Raw genomic sequence first — 17,746 nt, 5'->3', positions numbered from 1 at the left:
ATCGGGCCGACGACTTCAACCGGAACAACGTCGGCGAATCGGTTTCAGGCTGCTCATCGTTCGCTCAAAGCCCGCCCTTGTTTGCTACCGGTAGCCCGCCCCGGGGCAATCCCGGCGGCGGGCCGCTATCTGGCAGGTTGAACGCCGCCATCGTCCCAGGACACCGGAACGTCGTCAGCACATCGCTTGTCAGCGGGTTCGCAACAGTTCCCGCGCTCGCAATGTCGAGTACTGCCTGACGACCATCAAAACTGAACGCAACTCGCGTGCGGCCCGGTGTGGCAGCCTCGACCACATGACCTTTCCGGAGCAACCGCATCAGCGCCCACGGCCCGTCCGCCGCGATCGTGGAAGTGTCCGGCCGGATGCGCGGACTCGCCGAGATCTGAGCACGGAAGCCGCCACGCGGTCCCGGCCATGTAACCGTGAATGGCGTGACCGGACCATGTCGATAGAGCGTCACCTGTCCGTCGATGTCGAGCGACAGGCTCATGATCGTTGGGTCGAGCTCAGGGAATCGGATATCAGCCTTCCAACTCGGATTCTTACGATCAGGATCGGAGAAGAAAATGTCGCGGATCGCCTTCGCATGCTCAAATGGCTCGAGGTCCGGGCCCTGAACGGGTTCGGTCGCGCCCGGCAGCGTCCGGTAGCGCCACGGCTTCGCAGCAGTGTCGACGAACGGTGCGAGCGTCTTCATGAAAAAGTCATCGATCACGCCGCCCTGCGCGAACATGCGCGTGAAATCGTCGATACCGACGTCACGCGTGCTATCAGGCGCAAACGGATAATTGCCTTCGATCGTCATGCGACAGGTGTCTGCAACGGCTGCCTGCATCTGGCGCGACAGTAGTTGGCCGATACCCTGGTTCACCCCACGCGAGCCATCGACAGCAAGTTGATGCAAGACTGCTCGAACCGGCGCAGGCATCGTGTCAGCCGTCATCTTGAGCTTCGCAGCGTTCTCACTCACCGGAGGCATGCTGTTGTTCAACAGCGCATTGTCGGAAATCATGAGCGTCTTATAGTAGTCGTTCAACAGAACGGTAACGCCGTCCAGGCCCGTTTTGCTCACCGACGCCCCGGCCAACTGCGTCTCCGATCGCGCATCGGCATGGCCCGTCACCACTTCACGCAATGCCGCGAAGCGGTTATCTACCAACTCGCGCTCAACCTGCTCCGATGCACGCGGCCCCAGTATCCTCTCGGCCTGTTGGTTGACAGCCTCGGTCGCTTTTTCCAGAAAGGAGCCGTCCGGTTTCGCCATCGGACGCGTCAGCGTCGTTTCGTTTGCCGCCGCCCGCGCTAGACGAGTCAGCGGCGAATCGGGCGCAGCGAGGGCTCGCAGTACCGTCAAGTTGAAGGCAAGACTCGTTCCGCTCACGACGCGAATGTCGTCAAGAAACGCGTCCCATTGTTGAGCGTATTCGCTCAGGTATTGACGCGTGATCGCGGTCAACAGCGCGTCGCCATTCCGGTTCGATACGTTTGACGCGCCAACTGGATTTTTTGCGAAATCATCGAGCGTCCGGCGCCCCATTACCCAGGCATCGTCTTCGCTTGCCACCTGAAGGAATTCTGGCAGGCGTTTGCTGAACACCGCCCGATACCCCTCCAGCGTATAGATTCCCGGCACACCGCTGGATAACGGCGCTCCACTGGCGCGCGTAAATACCGCACCTGCTTGTGGCCCGACGACATGCAGCAGCGAAAATTCGCGGGGTGCGTCTTTCGACATCGACGCCATGGCGCGCTGATAAAGACGATCGGTCGGATTGCTGCCATCGAGAAATGCGCGCGCCCGCTGAATCATTCCTTCGTTGCGGGACAGTGGCGACTGCACGACATGTTCTTCGGAAAACAGTCGCTGTACGTGGCCGATCATTGTCGCGCGCCCACCGAACATCGCTGCACTGTCGTGGCGCGCCCAATCATCCAGCACCCACATCCTGACGTCGTTCGCGTTGAATCTTGCCCGGTCGTGTAGCATCAAGTACACGCGCAATGCGTCGTAAGCGGCCTTGGCATCACCGCTCGCCGCGGCACTTTTGATCATCTCCTCCATCCGGCGAACGATTTGCGGCAACACAACCTGCTCCGACAGCGCCTCGTACACATGGCGGCTGTCGGACTCGATCATATTGAGGCGGTCCGTTCCGAGGCGAAACGCGACCTCGGAATCGTAGGCAAGATGCGTTGTGTCGCGCAACAGTGCGTTTGCACTGTCCAGCATCATCGGCACACGCTCAGGATTGGCGGAAAGGTCACTTCGTGCCAGCAAGGCTGCCAGCGTACGTGTCTTGTGCGCTAGTGTGCCCAGGGACGCACGTTCCGCAACAAAGCTGTTCCAAAGACTCGTGCACAACCCTGCGGCGATCACCCACACGAGGGAATGCCCCAGCCACCGCTGTAAGCGCACACGATGCTCCCGGTTCCGATTCGGGCGGGCGAGATGCCCCTCTCGAAATACGACCCCGGGCAACAAATCGCGCAGGAAATAGCTGGTTTCACTACGCTCTCCTCGCGGGCGGGGCCATTGCGAGCCGGATGCGCCCGTCATGCGTTGCAACAGCGTTTGATGCTCCGCAGCGACCGGCTGGCCGGTCTGGCCCGCGCTCGTCAGGTAAACACCTCGGAACAGCGCATGCGGTACTGTTTGCGCACCGTCGTCGGCTGCGGCAAACACTTGCCCGATCAGATCGGCCAGCGGCTCCGTCAGTGCCGTGAATGCCTCTGGCAGCATCGCCAACTGGCGACGACGAGCCAGGTCGGTTTCGTTGCGAAGCAGACCACTCACACCATCAGCAAGACGCGTTGCTAGCAGGTTCAATTCAGTCCTGGTCACATCGTCCGTCCGCGCCTCCGGGTCGAACTGCAATGTCACGCCCCATATCTGCGCACGCTGCCGCTCGCCAAGCGAAGCGAAATAGCCGGTGAAGCCCGGAAGCCGGTCCATTTTCGTGACAATGAGCCAGACGGGGAATCCGATCCCGAACTCCGTTTCCATCTCTTCGAGACGTGCCCGCAATGCACGGCTCTCTGCCGTACGCACGTCGAGGTCCGTGTGCGTCAACGCGGCGACATCGATCGTCAACAGCACGCCATTCAGCGGCAGGCGAGGGCGGATACGGCGAAGTAGCCGGAGAAATCCCTTCCACTCTGCAGCGTCGCAGTCTCTGCGAAGCCCGCCGCTGTCGGTCGGCCGCTTTTCCGGTTGCCCGTCATTCGATGCTTCTGGCGACTCCGCTGTTAGCGAGTAGCGCGACGTGCCGTGCTGTACGTAATGGCCCGCTGTATCGATCAGCACCGCCTCATTGGTCAACCGCCAACCCGGCAAAGCCCGGGCGTCATCGGGCGCAAGCGAATGCTGAAGTTGCGCATCGAGCGGGAATACCAGACCCGCATTAAGCAGCGCCGTGGTCTTGCCTGAGCCCTTCGAACCCAGCACGACATACCACGGCACATCGTAGAGATACACAGGCCATTGAAACAGCCGCGCCAAACCATGGGTACCACCGCGCCGGGCTTTCAACTGCGTGATCGCTGCACGGGCCATGTCTTCGATCGTCGTCAGGCGCGATGCGGCCAACGGCCGAGCGCCACGCTTGCCGAGTCGAAGCAAACGTCTGAGTTCGCTCGGATGCCGGCGCATGCGCCCCCACCATCTGAGCGACATCGACACGGCATATACGAGCACAACGCCGGCCATTGCCAGAACGCGGACCATCACCGACGCAAACAGCGGTTTGCCGGCCAACGTCAGAAGCGGGAAGGTATGCCAGATCGCGAGACAGAGCAGCGCGACGATTACGATGCTCGTCGACCAATCGATCAGCCACAAGATCCATGCGGACAGGACCAACGCGATCAAGGTCAGCCGAATGCCGACCGACGCGAGTGGGTGCAGCCCACCGAAACTCACCAGCGGGCCGGCAAACCAGATCACGGCCATAGCGGCAATCACCGTCACAATGGCCCACAGATGGCGCGAACGCAGAAACGAGAGAATCTTCTTCATGTGTACGGGGAATGGCGTCCCACTGGTACTACCGTGCCGGGCTGACCACGGCCGGGTCGATCGCACTGCCTGAAGCTACACGCGCAATGTTGGAGAGCTGTCGATGCACATCGTCCGCTTGCGCGTCCAACTCGGCGCGGCAAAAGGCATACAGCGCGCAGAGCGCCACTGACAGCAAGGCCACCGACATCCAGACCGGGATTTCGAAATGGAATGTCCGGCGAGCCGTTGCGGTAGATTGCGCGTGGGGCGAAAGCGCATCAGGAATAGGTGGGAGGTGCACGGCAATCGCGTTGCAAATCCGCTCTCGTACCCGGTCGTGCACGCCGAACGTCTTGCCATGCGGATACCGACCTTCAAACCCCAAGCTGAAAATCCGGTAGATCACTTCGAGCAACGGCCAGTGGTCAGCTTCGTCTTTCAACAAGCGCAGCGACAACGCGTAGATCTTCGAGCCGCCCTGGTTGTCCTCCCCAATGCGTTGGGTTAACGCTCCGGAAGCCCATGCGACACTCCCGGACGTGTCGCCTCGCGCGACAAGTTCGCGCATTGCAACTTCGTCCAGCGCGGTACATAGGCAATATCGTGCACCGATCACATGTTCGTCGCGGATATTGGCCCGCACACACAGGCGCTCGAATACGCGAACTTCGTCCATCAGCAGGTCGCGCAAGCGTTCGTCATGGCCGAGGCCGATTAACGCGGGCATATCCACAAACGCTCGAAGCAGCACTCTGCTCGCCTCCAGCAAGGCATTGCGGTGACCACGTACCGCAGCCAGTCTCGTCTGCTCGTCTTCAGGCGGCGAAATCGATCCCAATGGACGACTGTGGCGCGAGTTGGATCGCTGCCTCGTGTTCTTGCCAGAGAGAAAGGTGCTGTTCGGTCGTCGCGGTGGTGTGGGCACGCGTCGAGCCGATACGGTTTTGGGTGCGCTAACGGACTGAGCCATGCCGGCGGAAATTCAGAATTCGGTTCATCGTGCTCAACGCAAGCAAGATCAAACTGTTGGGCCGCCATCAGACACCACCAGAGTCGCGTCGCAACTCGTGCTGCTGCCGTGATGAGCAATTTGACGGCCATTGATCGTGCCGAAACCGCCGTTCGTAATGACGCCCGGGCCGTGCAATGGGCACGACACGGAATCGCCTACGCATGCTGCAGGACGGCCACTGATCGTGACGCCCACGCTGGCTGACGTAACTTCGCCGCCATGGGTAGTCAACGTGCCAAGCGTTGCGACAAAAGCTGACATTCAAAACCCCTTCAGACAACTATCTCTATGTACCCGACACGCTCTCAGGCAAAAATTCAGGCTGTTACGCACTGCCGACGGGACCGTTGATGAGAAGACGGAAATTCAGTCCTCTTTCCCAAATCTCTCAGCCACCAGTCTTATAGCTAGCGCGTACAATACGTAAATTCCCACAAAATAAATTGCACCCAACCTGGACTTCAACCACCAATATGGCAAAACCCCCAAAAACACCAAAACACAATAAATATTCACCTTACTGAATTTTCTATCGAGCTTCAATCTACCTCCTCATCGCAATCGTCTGATACAGGACATCCCGCAGCCCCTTTCATAACTGCTTTTCCACCTTGGATTGCCCCTTGAAGTTTCACTTGGTTAAAAATTTCCGACTTGTGCGCATCAATCCTCTTACTAAGTTTCGCAACTTTGGAAGTACTACGCGCAGTCTTCAGTTGCCCAGACAGAGTCCGTGCCGCCTTCGCGGACTTGATTGCCTTCCCTGCGGAAGCACCCAGCCCCGGTAGAATTGCAGAAAACGCGCCAGAAATTGCCATATCAGCCACGTCCAGACACTTCCAATTTACTTTTCCCGTGAAAACCCTTTGCTTTGCAAGTTGAATACCGGCATCAACAGCAGCTCCGCCCAGGGCTCTCCCAACAAAGAGCGCTACCGGTATAAGAAACGCGAATGCCCCACTTGGGTCGATTCTATTGACAGGATCTCGGTCGGCGTAGGAATAGTGATTCGATCCACCCAGCAATCCAATTGGATCTTGGTTAATGTAACGTCCAATTTTCGCATCGTAGTACCGCAATCTGTTGTAGTGCAGCCCGGATTCCGCATCAAAATACTGCCCCGGAAACCGTATCGGATTTTCAACGACATGCGCGATCCGTCGGTTCGTGCGCCCATACGCACTCAGGTCTGCCGCCCACACCACCTCGCGTTGTTCGTCATACAACTCCTGTGGCGTCCCGAGGTGATCCGTCACGTAATGCCACGCCTCGCCATCCGCCAGCCGCGTCAACGGACCTTCGTGATCCGGATGCGGCACGTACGTCACAGCGTTATCGTCGTGCGCCGTACGCCCCGTCCGCACTTCCTGCATCATCCAGTCCCCGTCCCACATGAACAGTGACGTCTGCCGCACGCCGCCCGCCTGCGTGTGATGCTTCGCCACCCGCCGCCCGAGCGCGTCGTATTCGTACTCGCTCCTCGCACCGTCCGCGTGTTCTATCGCGATCAACTGGTGGCTCCCGTCGTATCGATACCGCGTCACCTCCGGCTCTTCTGTCGGCTCCTCGTACTTCGGCGTGCCCGTTAGCACTTCCATCACCCGCAGCAGGTTGTCCGCGCCGCGCTGGCTGCGCTGTTCCGTCTCGCTCAACTCCGGCTTCGGCGGCAACGGCACCGTCCGCGCAATGCGATTCCCGTGCCCGTCGTACGTAAAATCCACCGGCCGATCCGGGCGCGTCTGCGGCGCAAACCGCAGCAACCGATCGCCGCTTGCCTTCCATGCCTGCGCGCCGTTCAGGGTCGGCGCAGCACCCAGCAGGTTCCCCGCCGGATCGTAATGAAACGCTTCCGTGCCGCTTGCCGCCGTCACGTGCGTCAGTCTCGACAACGCGTCGTACTGGTACGTCTTCTTGTCCCGCCACGCATCGTCCAGTGTCGTGAGCTGGCCGGCCGCGTCGTATTGCCACGCGCGCCAGGCTCGCGGATGTTCAAGCGAGCGCCCACGTTCATCGAGGTTCTGCCACCGATGCGCAGCCAGCAAGCCGTTCGCACCATACCCGAAGTGGTGTGACGCAGGACCTTGCGTGCGCTGAATCTCGCGATGCAGCGCATCGCGCTCGAAGCTCGCCAGCGGATGCTCGTCCAGCAGCAACCCGTGAACATGGCCCGAGCCGTAGCGCTGCCACACCAGCGAGCCGATTTCCGGCACGTGCGTCCAGTCGCGATTCCCGATCGCATCCAACCCGTGCGTGAGTCGCCAGACGCGCCCGTGATGCGCCTGCACCTCTGCCGTGCGGCGCCCTGCCGCGTCGTATTCGTAAGTGACCTGCACCGGCGCCCGGCCTGGAGAGACCGCCTGTGCCTGCGTCAGCAGCCCCCGCGCGTCGTACCGATAACTCGCCTGACTGCCGTCGCTCGATCTGCGCTCCACCGGGCGCCCGAGCACGTCGTAGGTCACATGCGTAGTGATCTGCCCGTCCTGGCCGTGATCGATGCGCTCGACCATTTCCCCTGCCGCGTTGTACCGGTAGCTTTGCCGGCGGCCGTCGAAGCCGGTCTGTTCGATCAACCGGTTTCGGCTGTCGTAGCGGAACGTCGTCGCTTCCCGGTTCGCATTGGTCAGCGTCGTCAGACGGCCAATCGCGTCATACTGGAACTGTTGCGTACCGTCCGCAGGATCGACGATTCGCGTGCGCTGCCCGTATCCATCCCAGTCCACCCGCGTCACACGCTCGAGCGGATCCGTATGCGCGATTGCCCTGCCTGCGTCGTCGTATTCGATCTTCCACCAACCCATGCCGGCCGGCTGCACCGCCGTCACGCGCGCAGACAAGCTGCCGCTGTGGCGGCTGACCTGGCCCAACGCATCCGTGGTCTCGATCAACTGGCCGAATTGATCGTACTGATAGGCCGTCGTCTGCCCCGAGCAATCGGTGCGCGCCATGAGCTGCCCCGCGTCGTCCCATTGCATCTTCGTCACGTTGCCCAGCGCATCCGTGCGCGTGACCGGCAAGCGGTTTTCGTATGTGTAACGCGTCACATTCCCGAGCGGATCGGTTTCGTTCGTCAGGTGACCTTGCCCGTCGTAGCTACGCTGCCAGACCTGTCCAGCCGGGTCCGTGATCTGCTGCGGCAAGTTCTGGTCGTTGTAGCTGATGCGCGTGACCTGGCCCGCCGGATCGATGATCGACGTCGGATTGCCTCGCGTATCGTTCACCATCCGCGTCGTGCGGCCAAGCCCGTCCGTATAGCCCGCCACGCTTCCCGTCTCGTCGAAATGCGTTTGCTCGATGCTGCCGTCCGGATGCACGATCCTCTCGACCGCCCACAAACCGTTGTAGTGGTATTCGGTCGTGTGCCCCAAGCCATCCGTCACCCGTGTCGCACGCAACGACGGCAGGTAATCGAAACGCGTCTCGCTCGTGATGACCCGCTGGCCATCGGCGTTCTCGGTATAGGCGTAGGTGCGCAGGCAGTACGCGCTCGGCGTGTCATCGCTCCACTCCGATACGTGCGTCGCGCCGGCCGGCGTGCGATAGGTCGTCAGTAGATGGTTGTCGTAGCCGTACCGCCACGTCAGGTTCTCGCGATCGGTGGCCGCGATCAGATCACCGTGCGCGTCGTACACATAGCGCGTCAGGTGCAGTGGCTCACTTCCGAAACCCTGATCGAGCAGTACGTTTGTGATCCGGCCGACGTCGTCCAGTTCGCAGCGCACGGTATGCCGATTGTTGCGGACTGTTTCCAGCCAGCCCTGGGCCGTATAGCCGAGCGTCAGGCTCTGCCCGTCGCGTGTCGTGACGCGCTGCAACTGCCAGCGGGTCTCGTCGACCGGGTGACGGCTGTAATGCTCTTCGACGCCGTTGCCGAAGCGCAGTCCGTAGGTGGCGCCCGACGCGTTGTCGTCACCGCGTGTCAGCGTGATCTTTTCGATCGGATGGAAGTGTTCTTCGCCGGGGCTCAGCGCCGGAAACTGCAATTGCCGCCCGTCCGCATCGAAGTAGACCAATCCCGCCGAACTCGTGCGCACCTCGGTCGCATACGGCAACTTCCACGCCACGCCCAGGCTACCGCTGCGCTGGTCCGCACTTCGGTAGCTCCTGCTCCAGTGAATCGAGACGCGCCCCGGCAACGTAAAGTCCGTATGCGACAGCACCTTCTGTCCCGTTGCAAGGTCAACCGGGTTCCCGCTGACGGTCTTCTTCGCGCACTCCGCGCAATCGGCTTCGGTCACCGGCACCAGGCCGCCTGCATCGCCGTTCGTCATGCTGATCGTCGGCGCTTGCAGGTAAATCGCCGTGCCTTTCAGGTGAATACCGGATTCGTCGATGGTGACCGTCCCGCCCGGGCCCGTCAGTTGCGCCTGTTTCGCGCCCGACAGGCTGCTTTCGCCGGTATCCGCGATGCGCAGCTGGTTTGCGTTCGAGCTCGATACCGGCACCGGCAGTTGCGGAGCGAAGTCGGGCGACGGTTCGATCGGGTTCGCCTGGTCGGCGCTCACCGCGTCGCCAACGGCCTTACCGCGCACGGTCAGCGTGTAGGTGTGTCCGACATCCGCCGTCCAGTCCTGCACGACGCGATCGGTCCGGTTCTGGCCGACCGTGCTCGCCATGTGCAATCCGACGTTACGCAAGTACAGCCCGCCGACGTTGACGTTGTACGCCATCCCGACGTTGAGCATCGCGCCCATGCCCACGCTCTTCACCGACGCGAGCGTCACCGTCTCGAACTTGTAGCCGCCGGTCGACAACTTCCAGTGACGTCCGATATGGTCCGTCTCGTCGTGGCCGATCCTTTTCGTGCGGTCATGCCCCACCGTGTGTGTTTCGTCGGCTTCGATCACCGCATCGAGATTGCGCTCGGCCTGAATCCAGACCTGCTCCGCACCCTTCTTGTCCTCGAAGCGGATCGCATTGGCGTTGCCGTATCCGCCGCCCTTGGTCGAGCGCGTCAGGATCCCGCTTTGCGTCGCATGGGCCGGCAACGTCCACGGGGGCATCGTCATCGCGTTGTAGACGCGCCCGGTCACGATCGGTCGATCCGGATCGCCGTTCTCGAAATCGACGACAACTTCGGTGCCCACTCGGGGAATATGGATTCCGCCGAAGTTGCTGCCCGCCCACGGATACGACACCCGCACCCAGCACGATGAATTCTGGTCCTTCACGCTAGATCGGTCCCAATGGAACTTGAGCGTCACCTCGCCGTTCTTGTTGGTCCAGATCTCCGCACCCTCGGGCCCGGTCACGATCGCCGTTTGCGGACCGCGCGTGCGCGGTTTCCCGATCGTGCGCGGCGGACGGAATACCGTGGTTGACGGCTGAACAATAAACTTGCTGCGAATCGCGTAGGCTGAAAACCCGGTGGTCTGTCCGGTTTCCTTCACGTCCAGTTCTGACTCGATCACAAGATATTCGCGATTGGCGATCGCCATCGGATGACCAGTCAGCACAAAGGTCGTGCCACACACTACGTTGCGCAAGTTGCCCTCGCCCTTCGCCCGCTCGCCCTGCGCGTGAATCTCCTCCATGCGTACCTGCGCGAATACGCGGCCGTCCTCTGTTTCCGTGTAGTCACCCGGCCATTCGTAACGTTCGAGCTGATTGTGCGCGGTATCGCGCGGCAGGCTATTCTGCGTGGTCAGCGTCGCACCCGGCTTCTCGAAGTCGAAATCGTCCGTGGTCCACCCCCCCGAGCGCAGACGCTCGGTTGCTTCGAAATGGTCGACATACTCGCGATCGATCTTCTGGCCCGGCGGGTAGTACGCAAGCGTCTGGTACGCAACGCTTTCCACGCGCCGGTAAGCACCTGGACCATCGACCAGTACCATTCGGTGGATGCCTTGCGAATGTTCGAAGAACCACGTGATGCCGTGCTCTTCCATCAATCGCTGCGCGAATGCGAAATCGGACTCGCCGTACTGCACTTGATAGCGTAGCGGCTTATAGGTGCGGCCAACGCGCATCTCGAACGAGTAAAGGTAAAGACTGAACACCTCGCGCAGAATGTCCAGCACGCTCTTGCGCTGAAAGATGCGGTAGTCGGTTCGTTCTCGCGCCAATGCGAACCAGGGTTCCAGGACGACCCGGTAGCGCGACTGACGATTCAACTGATCCACGTAACTCGCCGCCGTCACGACACCGCTGATTTCTCGCGTGCCGGCACCCAGATTGACGGCGCCCGCTTGCCCGGCCATTCCCGCGACGAAGCTGCCCATCCCGTCCAGTTGAATCGTGACGGTCAGTTCCTTGCCGAGCATCGCCTTCAAATCCAGGTTGGCCAGCACGTCGACCGGCAGCAGCGGATCGGCGGGCGTCGTCAGCCACAATTCATAGGCGTACAACGTGGAGAGTCGTTCCGCACCGCGGATCGCGCTCAGATACAGCAGCGATGCGATGCCTTCCAGCTCCGGCAGCGCAGGGCCGCTGACCGAAAGCGTCCGGTTCGTCTTGAAATTCAACATGCGTGCTGGCCCTCGTTCGCTTGATTGTTGTTCTGTGTTACCGACTGCATGAGCCGATTTCCCCCGTGAATCAGAGTGCGCTGCGCGTCCCCATTCGAACCGGCCAGCGCATCAACTCGCCGCGCTGCAGCGAGCGCAGCACGGACTGAGTAAAGGAATGTGTCGAAACGTGACGCGCTACGTAGTATTCGAGGATCGTCCCGAATAGATACGGACTCGTGCCGTCAAAGCCCGTTTCATCCACCGTCAGCACACATTCGATGCCGCGACCGAACCGCAATTGGCTCTGCCCGGGCAGCTTCTTCGTCACGGGACGCGTATCGATATGGATCAGGCTGTCGATCTGACGGCGCAAGCGCACATCGTCGGCAGCAGCGAACAAAGCGAGAATGTCGCGCAGTCCGCTTCCATCCTTAGCCTCCAACTTGCCGTAGCCGAGATTCAATTGACCGATCAACTGCCATGCCACGCTCCCCTGTGCAAGCGGCGCACGCGCAGGGCTCGGCGCACGAATCAGTCTGGTTCGGCTTACCGGCGCACTGATACCAACGGTCAGGTCCGTCGTGCCATCAGGTATCAACAAGCTTGGCAGACCACCGTTCGTCAACCAGACGTCGACCGACAGATATTTCATTGCCTGTGAATAGGGTGCCTCGTCCTGATCAACCAGCGAAACGTAAACATCGGTACCTGTGTACGGGACGCGAGCACCGTAACGGCGACATGACGCCTCCGTCATGCGATGTTCGCGGCGCGTCGTGAAATGGCGCCCGTGATTGGTTTCGTCGTTCACCAGTGCTCGATACAAGGGACGAAACTCAAGCGACGCCGCGCCTTTGCTCACAAGACCATGCAACGCTTCCACCGCGAACACCTCGTAGTCCGAGCCGTTCTGCTTGTCAGGTTGCAACAGAATCTCGCCGCCCATGCGCGGTATCTCGGCAGGATCGGTTTTGCGACGAAACAGGTTGATGACCGGTGTACAAAAGAGTGCAAACCGGGATGCGTCGACGTGCTCGGCCAGTGCACTGTCGAAGCGATCGAGCAACACGACGATTTCGGCTTCACGATCGGTCACGTGTCGCAGCCCCGCATTCAGACCGGTCAGCGTGAAAAACCAGAAACGCGCGGGGCACGCTGCATATTCGTGCAGCAGGTTATGACCGTGAAACTTCGACCCGGCCAGTGGCAGCAAACTTTCGTCGGTAGTCAATCCCGTGTAGTCGACCGCCCGATCGAAGACGATCCCGAGTGCCTGATCGGGATCAGCAAAGCGGCTCGGCCCCCCCGTCACGGATGACACGGCGCCAGCGTGGATCAACTCGAACAGCCGTGACGCCACACGTTCGTCACCTGCCAGGTAGACGGGCAATCGATCCAGACCGCGCAACTCATTGAATCGTGCTTCGCCCGTAGTACGGAGCCTGAGACGCAGCGCACCGCGAATCGGCCTGTGTGCGACGCCATATCGTTCTATCGATGGAATATCAGGTGGAACCCCCGTCAACCTCGCAGAAACGATCTCCAACGGATACAGCGTCACGTCCAGACCGCTACGAAATGTGCAGGAGGTGCGTTCGCCGTCCGGCACACGGCTCGCGAACTCCGTGCCGCGAGGTATGCAAAACCCTTCGAGCAAACTGCCTTCCTGATCATCGGGATGGAGGCAAGCAACGGCAATCGAGGGCGTCGGTGCGACGTAATTCGGATAGACGGTTTCCAGCAGTCGACTGGTCAGCAGGGGGAATTCTGCATCCAGTTTCAATTGCAGCCGAGCGGTTGAAAAACTCGCTGCCTGTACCAGACGTTCGACAACGGGGTCGGCGATCTCACCGGCATGCATGCCGAGCCGACGCGCTATTTTTGGACGTGCCTGGGCGAACTCCTCCATCAATTCCTTGAAATAGAGCAATTCCCGGTTGTAAGCATCAAGGAGACGAGGGTTCATGACGAGAGAGAATTCTGGATTCCGTACAAGACCTCCGACAGACTCGCTGTCGACAATGCATTGAATGCTAGCCTCAAAGGCCATCTCAAAAAATACCTGACGGAACTGATAGGCTGGATTCGCATGCCTTAAGCCGTGAGCTTTTGTGAGATATGAGTCGTTATCCTGATCATCCGCAATAGGATCCACCGCTGAAATTCAGTGTCGGCGTTCCTTGCTTGGAGATCTCAGGAATCTCATTCTCCACACCGTTGTGCTAATTGCACTGGTCTCGAATGGACGAAGCGCGCTGCATGATGCAGCGCGCATTTTGCGCATACGCAAAATTAAAAAAGAAGGGGAGGGGAAAAGCAGAAAGCGGCGAACGCCGCTCAGACGATCCGCATCGCACCCGCACGCTCGAACGCGTGGCGTGCCTGGATCAGTGTCGTACGCGCCGCGCGCGCATCGCTGGCGACCTGCAGCAGCGGGCCGAGCTGCGACGGCTGCTTCAGCAGTTCGCGCAGGATCGGCAGGATCGCCGTGCTGCCGTCGTCGCGCAGGCCGGCCGTCGCCGCGCGCGGCAGCGTGCGCCACGCCGGATCGACGATCGCGCGGCACACCGCGAACGGCACGCCGCGCGCGGCCGCGAAGGCCGCCGCGATGTGCGACTCCATGTCGACGGCGAGCGCGCCCTTCGCGTGGTGCAGCGACGCCTTTTCCTGTGCACTGACGACCGGCGCACCGACGGCCGCGATCGTGCCGCGCGTGACGCGCGCCCAGACCGGCGTGTCGTGCAGCGCGGCGACGAGCCGCGCGCTCCAGCCCGTATCGGTCTCGACGCGGCCGAACGGCCCGTCGATCGCGTTCGCGATCACGAGCGCGCCGGGTTCCAGATCGGGCGCGAGCCCGCCCGCCGTGCCGAAGCTCACGATGCCCGCGCAACCGCGCGCGGTCGCGTCGGCCAGCGCACGCTCGAGCCGGTCGGCCCGCGCGGCGAACACGGCCTCGACGCCGTCGCCGCGCGCGATGCGCGCCTCGAACGCCATCCCCGTCACCGCGATGACGGGCAATGCGCCGTTGTGCCGTGATGCGCCCACGCGTTACATCCCGACCGCGACGCGCGTCGCGTTGTCGCGCTTCAGGTTGCGGTAGCGCGCGAGCGCCCACAGCGGGAAGAACTTGCGATAGCCGTGGTAGCGCAGGTAGAACACGCGCGGGAAGCCCGTCGCCGTGAAGCGCGTCTCGTCCCACAGACCCTCTTCGTTCTGCTCGGCGATCAGGTAATCGACGCCGCGCGCAACGGCCGGGTTGTTCACCTCGCCGGCCGCCATCAGGCCGAGCAGCGCCCAGGCCGTCTGCGACGCCGTGCTCGGCGCCTGCTCGAAACCGCGGTAGTTCAGCTTGTAGCTGTCGCCGTCCTCGCCCCAGCCGCCGTCCTTGTTCTGGATCGACAGCAGCCACTGCGCGCCGCGCTTCATGCGCGGGTCTTCAGGCCCGAGGCCGGCCGCGTTCAGCGAGCACAGCGCGGTCCACGTGCCGTACACGTAGTTCATCCCCCAGCGGCCGTACCAGCTGCCGTCCGGCTCCTGCTCCTTCAGCATGTAGTCGAGCGCGCGGCGGGCCGGCTCGCTGTTCGCGGCCGTCTCGCCGAGCTGCGACAGCATCGACAGGCAGCGGCCCGACACGTCGGAGGTAGGCGGATCGAGCAGCGCGCCGTGATCGGAGAACGGGATGTTGTTCAGGTAGTACTGCGTGTTTTCCGGTTCGAACGCGCCCCAACCGCCGTCGCTGCTCTGCATGCCGACGACCCATTCGCGCGCGCGCGCCATCGATTCGCGGTACGCGTCCGACTGCCTGAGCTTCTGCGCGCGGTCCATCGCCATCACGACCACGGCCGTATCGTCGACGTCCGGGTAGTGCGCGTTCGCGTACTGGAACGCCCAGCCGCCGGGCCGCACGTTCGGGCGGCGCGAGATCCAGTCGCCGCGCACGTCGAGGATCTGCAGCGGACGCAGCCAGTCGAGGCCGCGCAGCACGGCTTCCTCGGCGCGCGCATCGCCGGTTTCGAGCAGCGCGTGCGCCGCGAGCGACGTGTCCCACACCGGCGACAGGCATGGCTGGCAATACGCTTCGTCCTCCTGCACGACGAGCAGCTTGTCGAGCGCCTTGCGCGCGATCGCGCGGTTCGGATGATCCTCCGCGTAGCCGAGCACGTCGTACATCATCACCGCGTTGGCCATCGCCGGATAGATCGCGCCGAGGCCGTCCTCGCCGTTCAGGCGCTCGTCGACAAACGATACGGCCTGGCGGATCGCGCGTTCGCGCGTATAGCTCGGGAACAAGCCGTCGACCGCGCGCAGCGCATGGTCGACCACACGGAAGAACGCGAACCAGCCGGCGCTCTGGTGACCCTGGCGCGGCAGCAGCCCAGCGTTGACGGGCGGATCGATGAACAGCTCGTCGATGCGCACGCCGCGCGGGTTCTTCGCGAGCGGGCGCTTCGCGTTCAGCACGAGCAGCGGCACGATCACGGTACGCGCCCAGTACGACACCTTCGACAGGTGGAACGGGAACCATTGCGGCAGCAGCATGATCTCGACCGGCATCATCGGCACCGCGCGCCACGGAATCGCGCCGTACAGCGCGAGCTGGATGCGCGTGAACACGTTCGACATCTCGGCGCCGCCCATCGCGTGGATCGCCTTGCGCGCGCGCTGCATGTGCTCGGCGTTCTCGTCGTCGCCGATCACCTTCAGCGCGAAATACGCCTTCACGCTCGCGCTGATGTTCGGCGCGCCGTCGGTGAACAGCGGCCAGCCGCCGTCCGCCTGCTGGATGCGGCGCAGATACCGGCCGATCTTCTGTTCGAGCTCGAGGTTCGGCGTCTCGCCGAGATAGTGGACGAGCAGCACGTATTCGGCGGGAATCGTCGAATCGGCTTCGAGTTCGTAGACCCAGTGTCCGTCCGCGTTCTGCGCGGCCAGCAGCGCGTCGGTCGCACGCGCGACGGCCGCGTCGACACCGGCCGGCGCGATGCCGGCGGACAGGGTAGCCATTTCGGTGAGATCGTTCATCGGTCCCTCTCTTATTGTGTCTGGAGCACGTCCGCGGCCAATTGGCCGGAACGGATCGCGCCCTCGATCGTGGCGGGCAAGCCGGTGGCAATCCAGTCGCCCGCCAGCACAAGATTGGTCCAGCGCGTACGCACGGCCGGACGTTTCATTTCCTGCGACGGCACCGCCGCAAAGCCCGCGCGCGGCTCGACGACGAGCTGCCACGCGGGGATGGTTTCCGGGTTCGCGCCGATCACGCGCGCGACGTCTTCCCAGATCCGCCGCGCGAGCGTGTCGTGCGGCATGTCGAGCCAGCGGCCCGCATCGCGGATCGTCGCCGCGAGCTGGCCGCCGCCGGCGCGCACCGCATCGACGACGCCGTTGACGACGGTCGTCTGCAACGGGCTGCCGGCCGGCGGCTCGACCGCGAAATACGCGGTCACGACCGCGCTGAATGTATCCGGCGCGGTGAGTTCGGGTACGAGCGGCAACGCGACCTCGGGCGGCACGGCCAGCACGACCGCGTCGCCCGGTGCGAGATCGACGCGCTCGCCGCCGATCGCGACCGCATCGACCGCATTGCCGTGCGCGCCGAACTCGAACGCGTCGGCCCGCGAGTTCAGCCGGATCTGCGCGCCGCCGTGCTGCAGCATCCGCAGCGCCGGTTCGACGAATGCGCTGCCGAGCCCGTGGCGCGCGACGAGCGGACGGCAGCCGGGGCCGCCCGCGGCAAACGTGCTGCACAGCACCGCGCGCGCGAGCTCGGCACTCGCGTGGCGCGGCTCGACGTTCAGTACCCCGAGCAAATACGGCCGCAGCCAACGATCCCACAGCACGCCGTCGCATCGCATCGTCTGTGCGAGCGAGCGGCCCGTGCGCGCGAACGCGAGCGGGGCGAGCGCGAGGTAGTCGAGCGGCGTCGTGCCAGGCGCACGCGACGCGGCGTCGAACAGCCACGACGGCCAGCGCCCGTTGCCGAAGCGCAGCGTCCAGCGCTGCTGCGACGCGACGTCGACGACCGGAAATTCAGGCAGCGCGGGCCCGACCAGCTGATCGGCCGCGCCGATCGCGCGCAGGTAGCGCTGCGTTGCCGCCTGCCCCGCGAATACCACATGCAGCCCGCTGTCGAGCGTCGTGTTCAGCGTCCCGTCGAACCACGATCGGCAGCGGCCGCCCGCATGCGCGTGCGCATCGTGCAGCACGATGTGCCGCCCGCGGCGTTGCAGTTCGACCGCGGCCGACAGGCCCGCGAGTCCGGCACCGATCACGTGGACGGTTCTGGGCATC

8 protein-coding genes are annotated in these 17,746 nt (G+C 62.7%); all 8 read right to left on the bottom strand.

Going from position 1 to position 17,746, the window contains the following annotated elements:
• Positions 1-64 precede the first annotated feature (64 nt).
• The gene (gene tssM / locus ACNQQL_RS04855) at positions 65-4,018 is read right to left on the bottom strand and encodes a type VI secretion system membrane subunit TssM (protein ID WP_347063390.1); all 3,954 of its coding nucleotides are present in this window, start codon (positions 4,016-4,018) and stop codon (positions 65-67) included.
• Between the two features lie 28 nt (positions 4,019-4,046).
• Positions 4,047-4,751, bottom strand: coding sequence for a type IVB secretion system protein IcmH/DotU (gene icmH / locus ACNQQL_RS04850; protein ID WP_347063389.1), 705 nt, complete (start codon positions 4,749-4,751; stop codon positions 4,047-4,049).
• Between the two features lie 267 nt (positions 4,752-5,018).
• The gene (locus ACNQQL_RS04845) at positions 5,019-5,273 is read right to left on the bottom strand and encodes a PAAR domain-containing protein (protein WP_347063388.1); all 255 of its coding nucleotides are present in this window, start codon (positions 5,271-5,273) and stop codon (positions 5,019-5,021) included.
• Positions 5,274-5,551: 278 nt separating this feature from the next.
• Positions 5,552-11,476 carry a type VI secretion system tip protein TssI/VgrG gene (tssI, locus tag ACNQQL_RS04840; protein WP_347063387.1) on the bottom strand — a complete coding sequence of 1,975 codons (5,925 nt, stop codon included), beginning with the start codon at positions 11,474-11,476 and terminating at the stop codon, positions 5,552-5,554.
• Between the two features lie 70 nt (positions 11,477-11,546).
• On the bottom strand, positions 11,547-13,424 hold the full coding sequence (gene tssF / locus ACNQQL_RS04835) for a type VI secretion system baseplate subunit TssF (RefSeq protein ID WP_347063386.1): 1,878 nt from the start codon (positions 13,422-13,424) through the stop codon (positions 11,547-11,549).
• Positions 13,425-13,795: 371 nt separating this feature from the next.
• Entirely contained in the window at positions 13,796-14,452 is a 657-nt protein-coding gene (locus tag ACNQQL_RS04830; RefSeq protein WP_416392528.1) for a phosphorylase, read from the bottom strand.
• 54 nt (positions 14,453-14,506) lie between these two features.
• Complete coding sequence (shc, locus tag ACNQQL_RS04825) at positions 14,507-16,480, bottom strand: squalene--hopene cyclase (RefSeq protein ID WP_347063384.1); 1,974 nt, start codon at positions 16,478-16,480, stop codon at positions 14,507-14,509.
• Between the two features lie 11 nt (positions 16,481-16,491).
• The gene (gene hpnE / locus ACNQQL_RS04820) at positions 16,492-17,745 is read right to left on the bottom strand and encodes a hydroxysqualene dehydroxylase HpnE (protein ID WP_347063383.1); all 1,254 of its coding nucleotides are present in this window, start codon (positions 17,743-17,745) and stop codon (positions 16,492-16,494) included.
• Position 17,746 lies beyond the last annotated feature (1 nt).

This window comes from Burkholderia sp. LFS061 (assembly GCF_047978125.1).
Taxonomy (GTDB): Bacteria; Pseudomonadota; Gammaproteobacteria; order Burkholderiales; family Burkholderiaceae; genus Burkholderia; species Burkholderia pyrrocinia_C.
Note: the sequence above shows the minus strand (reverse complement) of the source record. Positions and strands in the feature narration are given on the sequence as shown.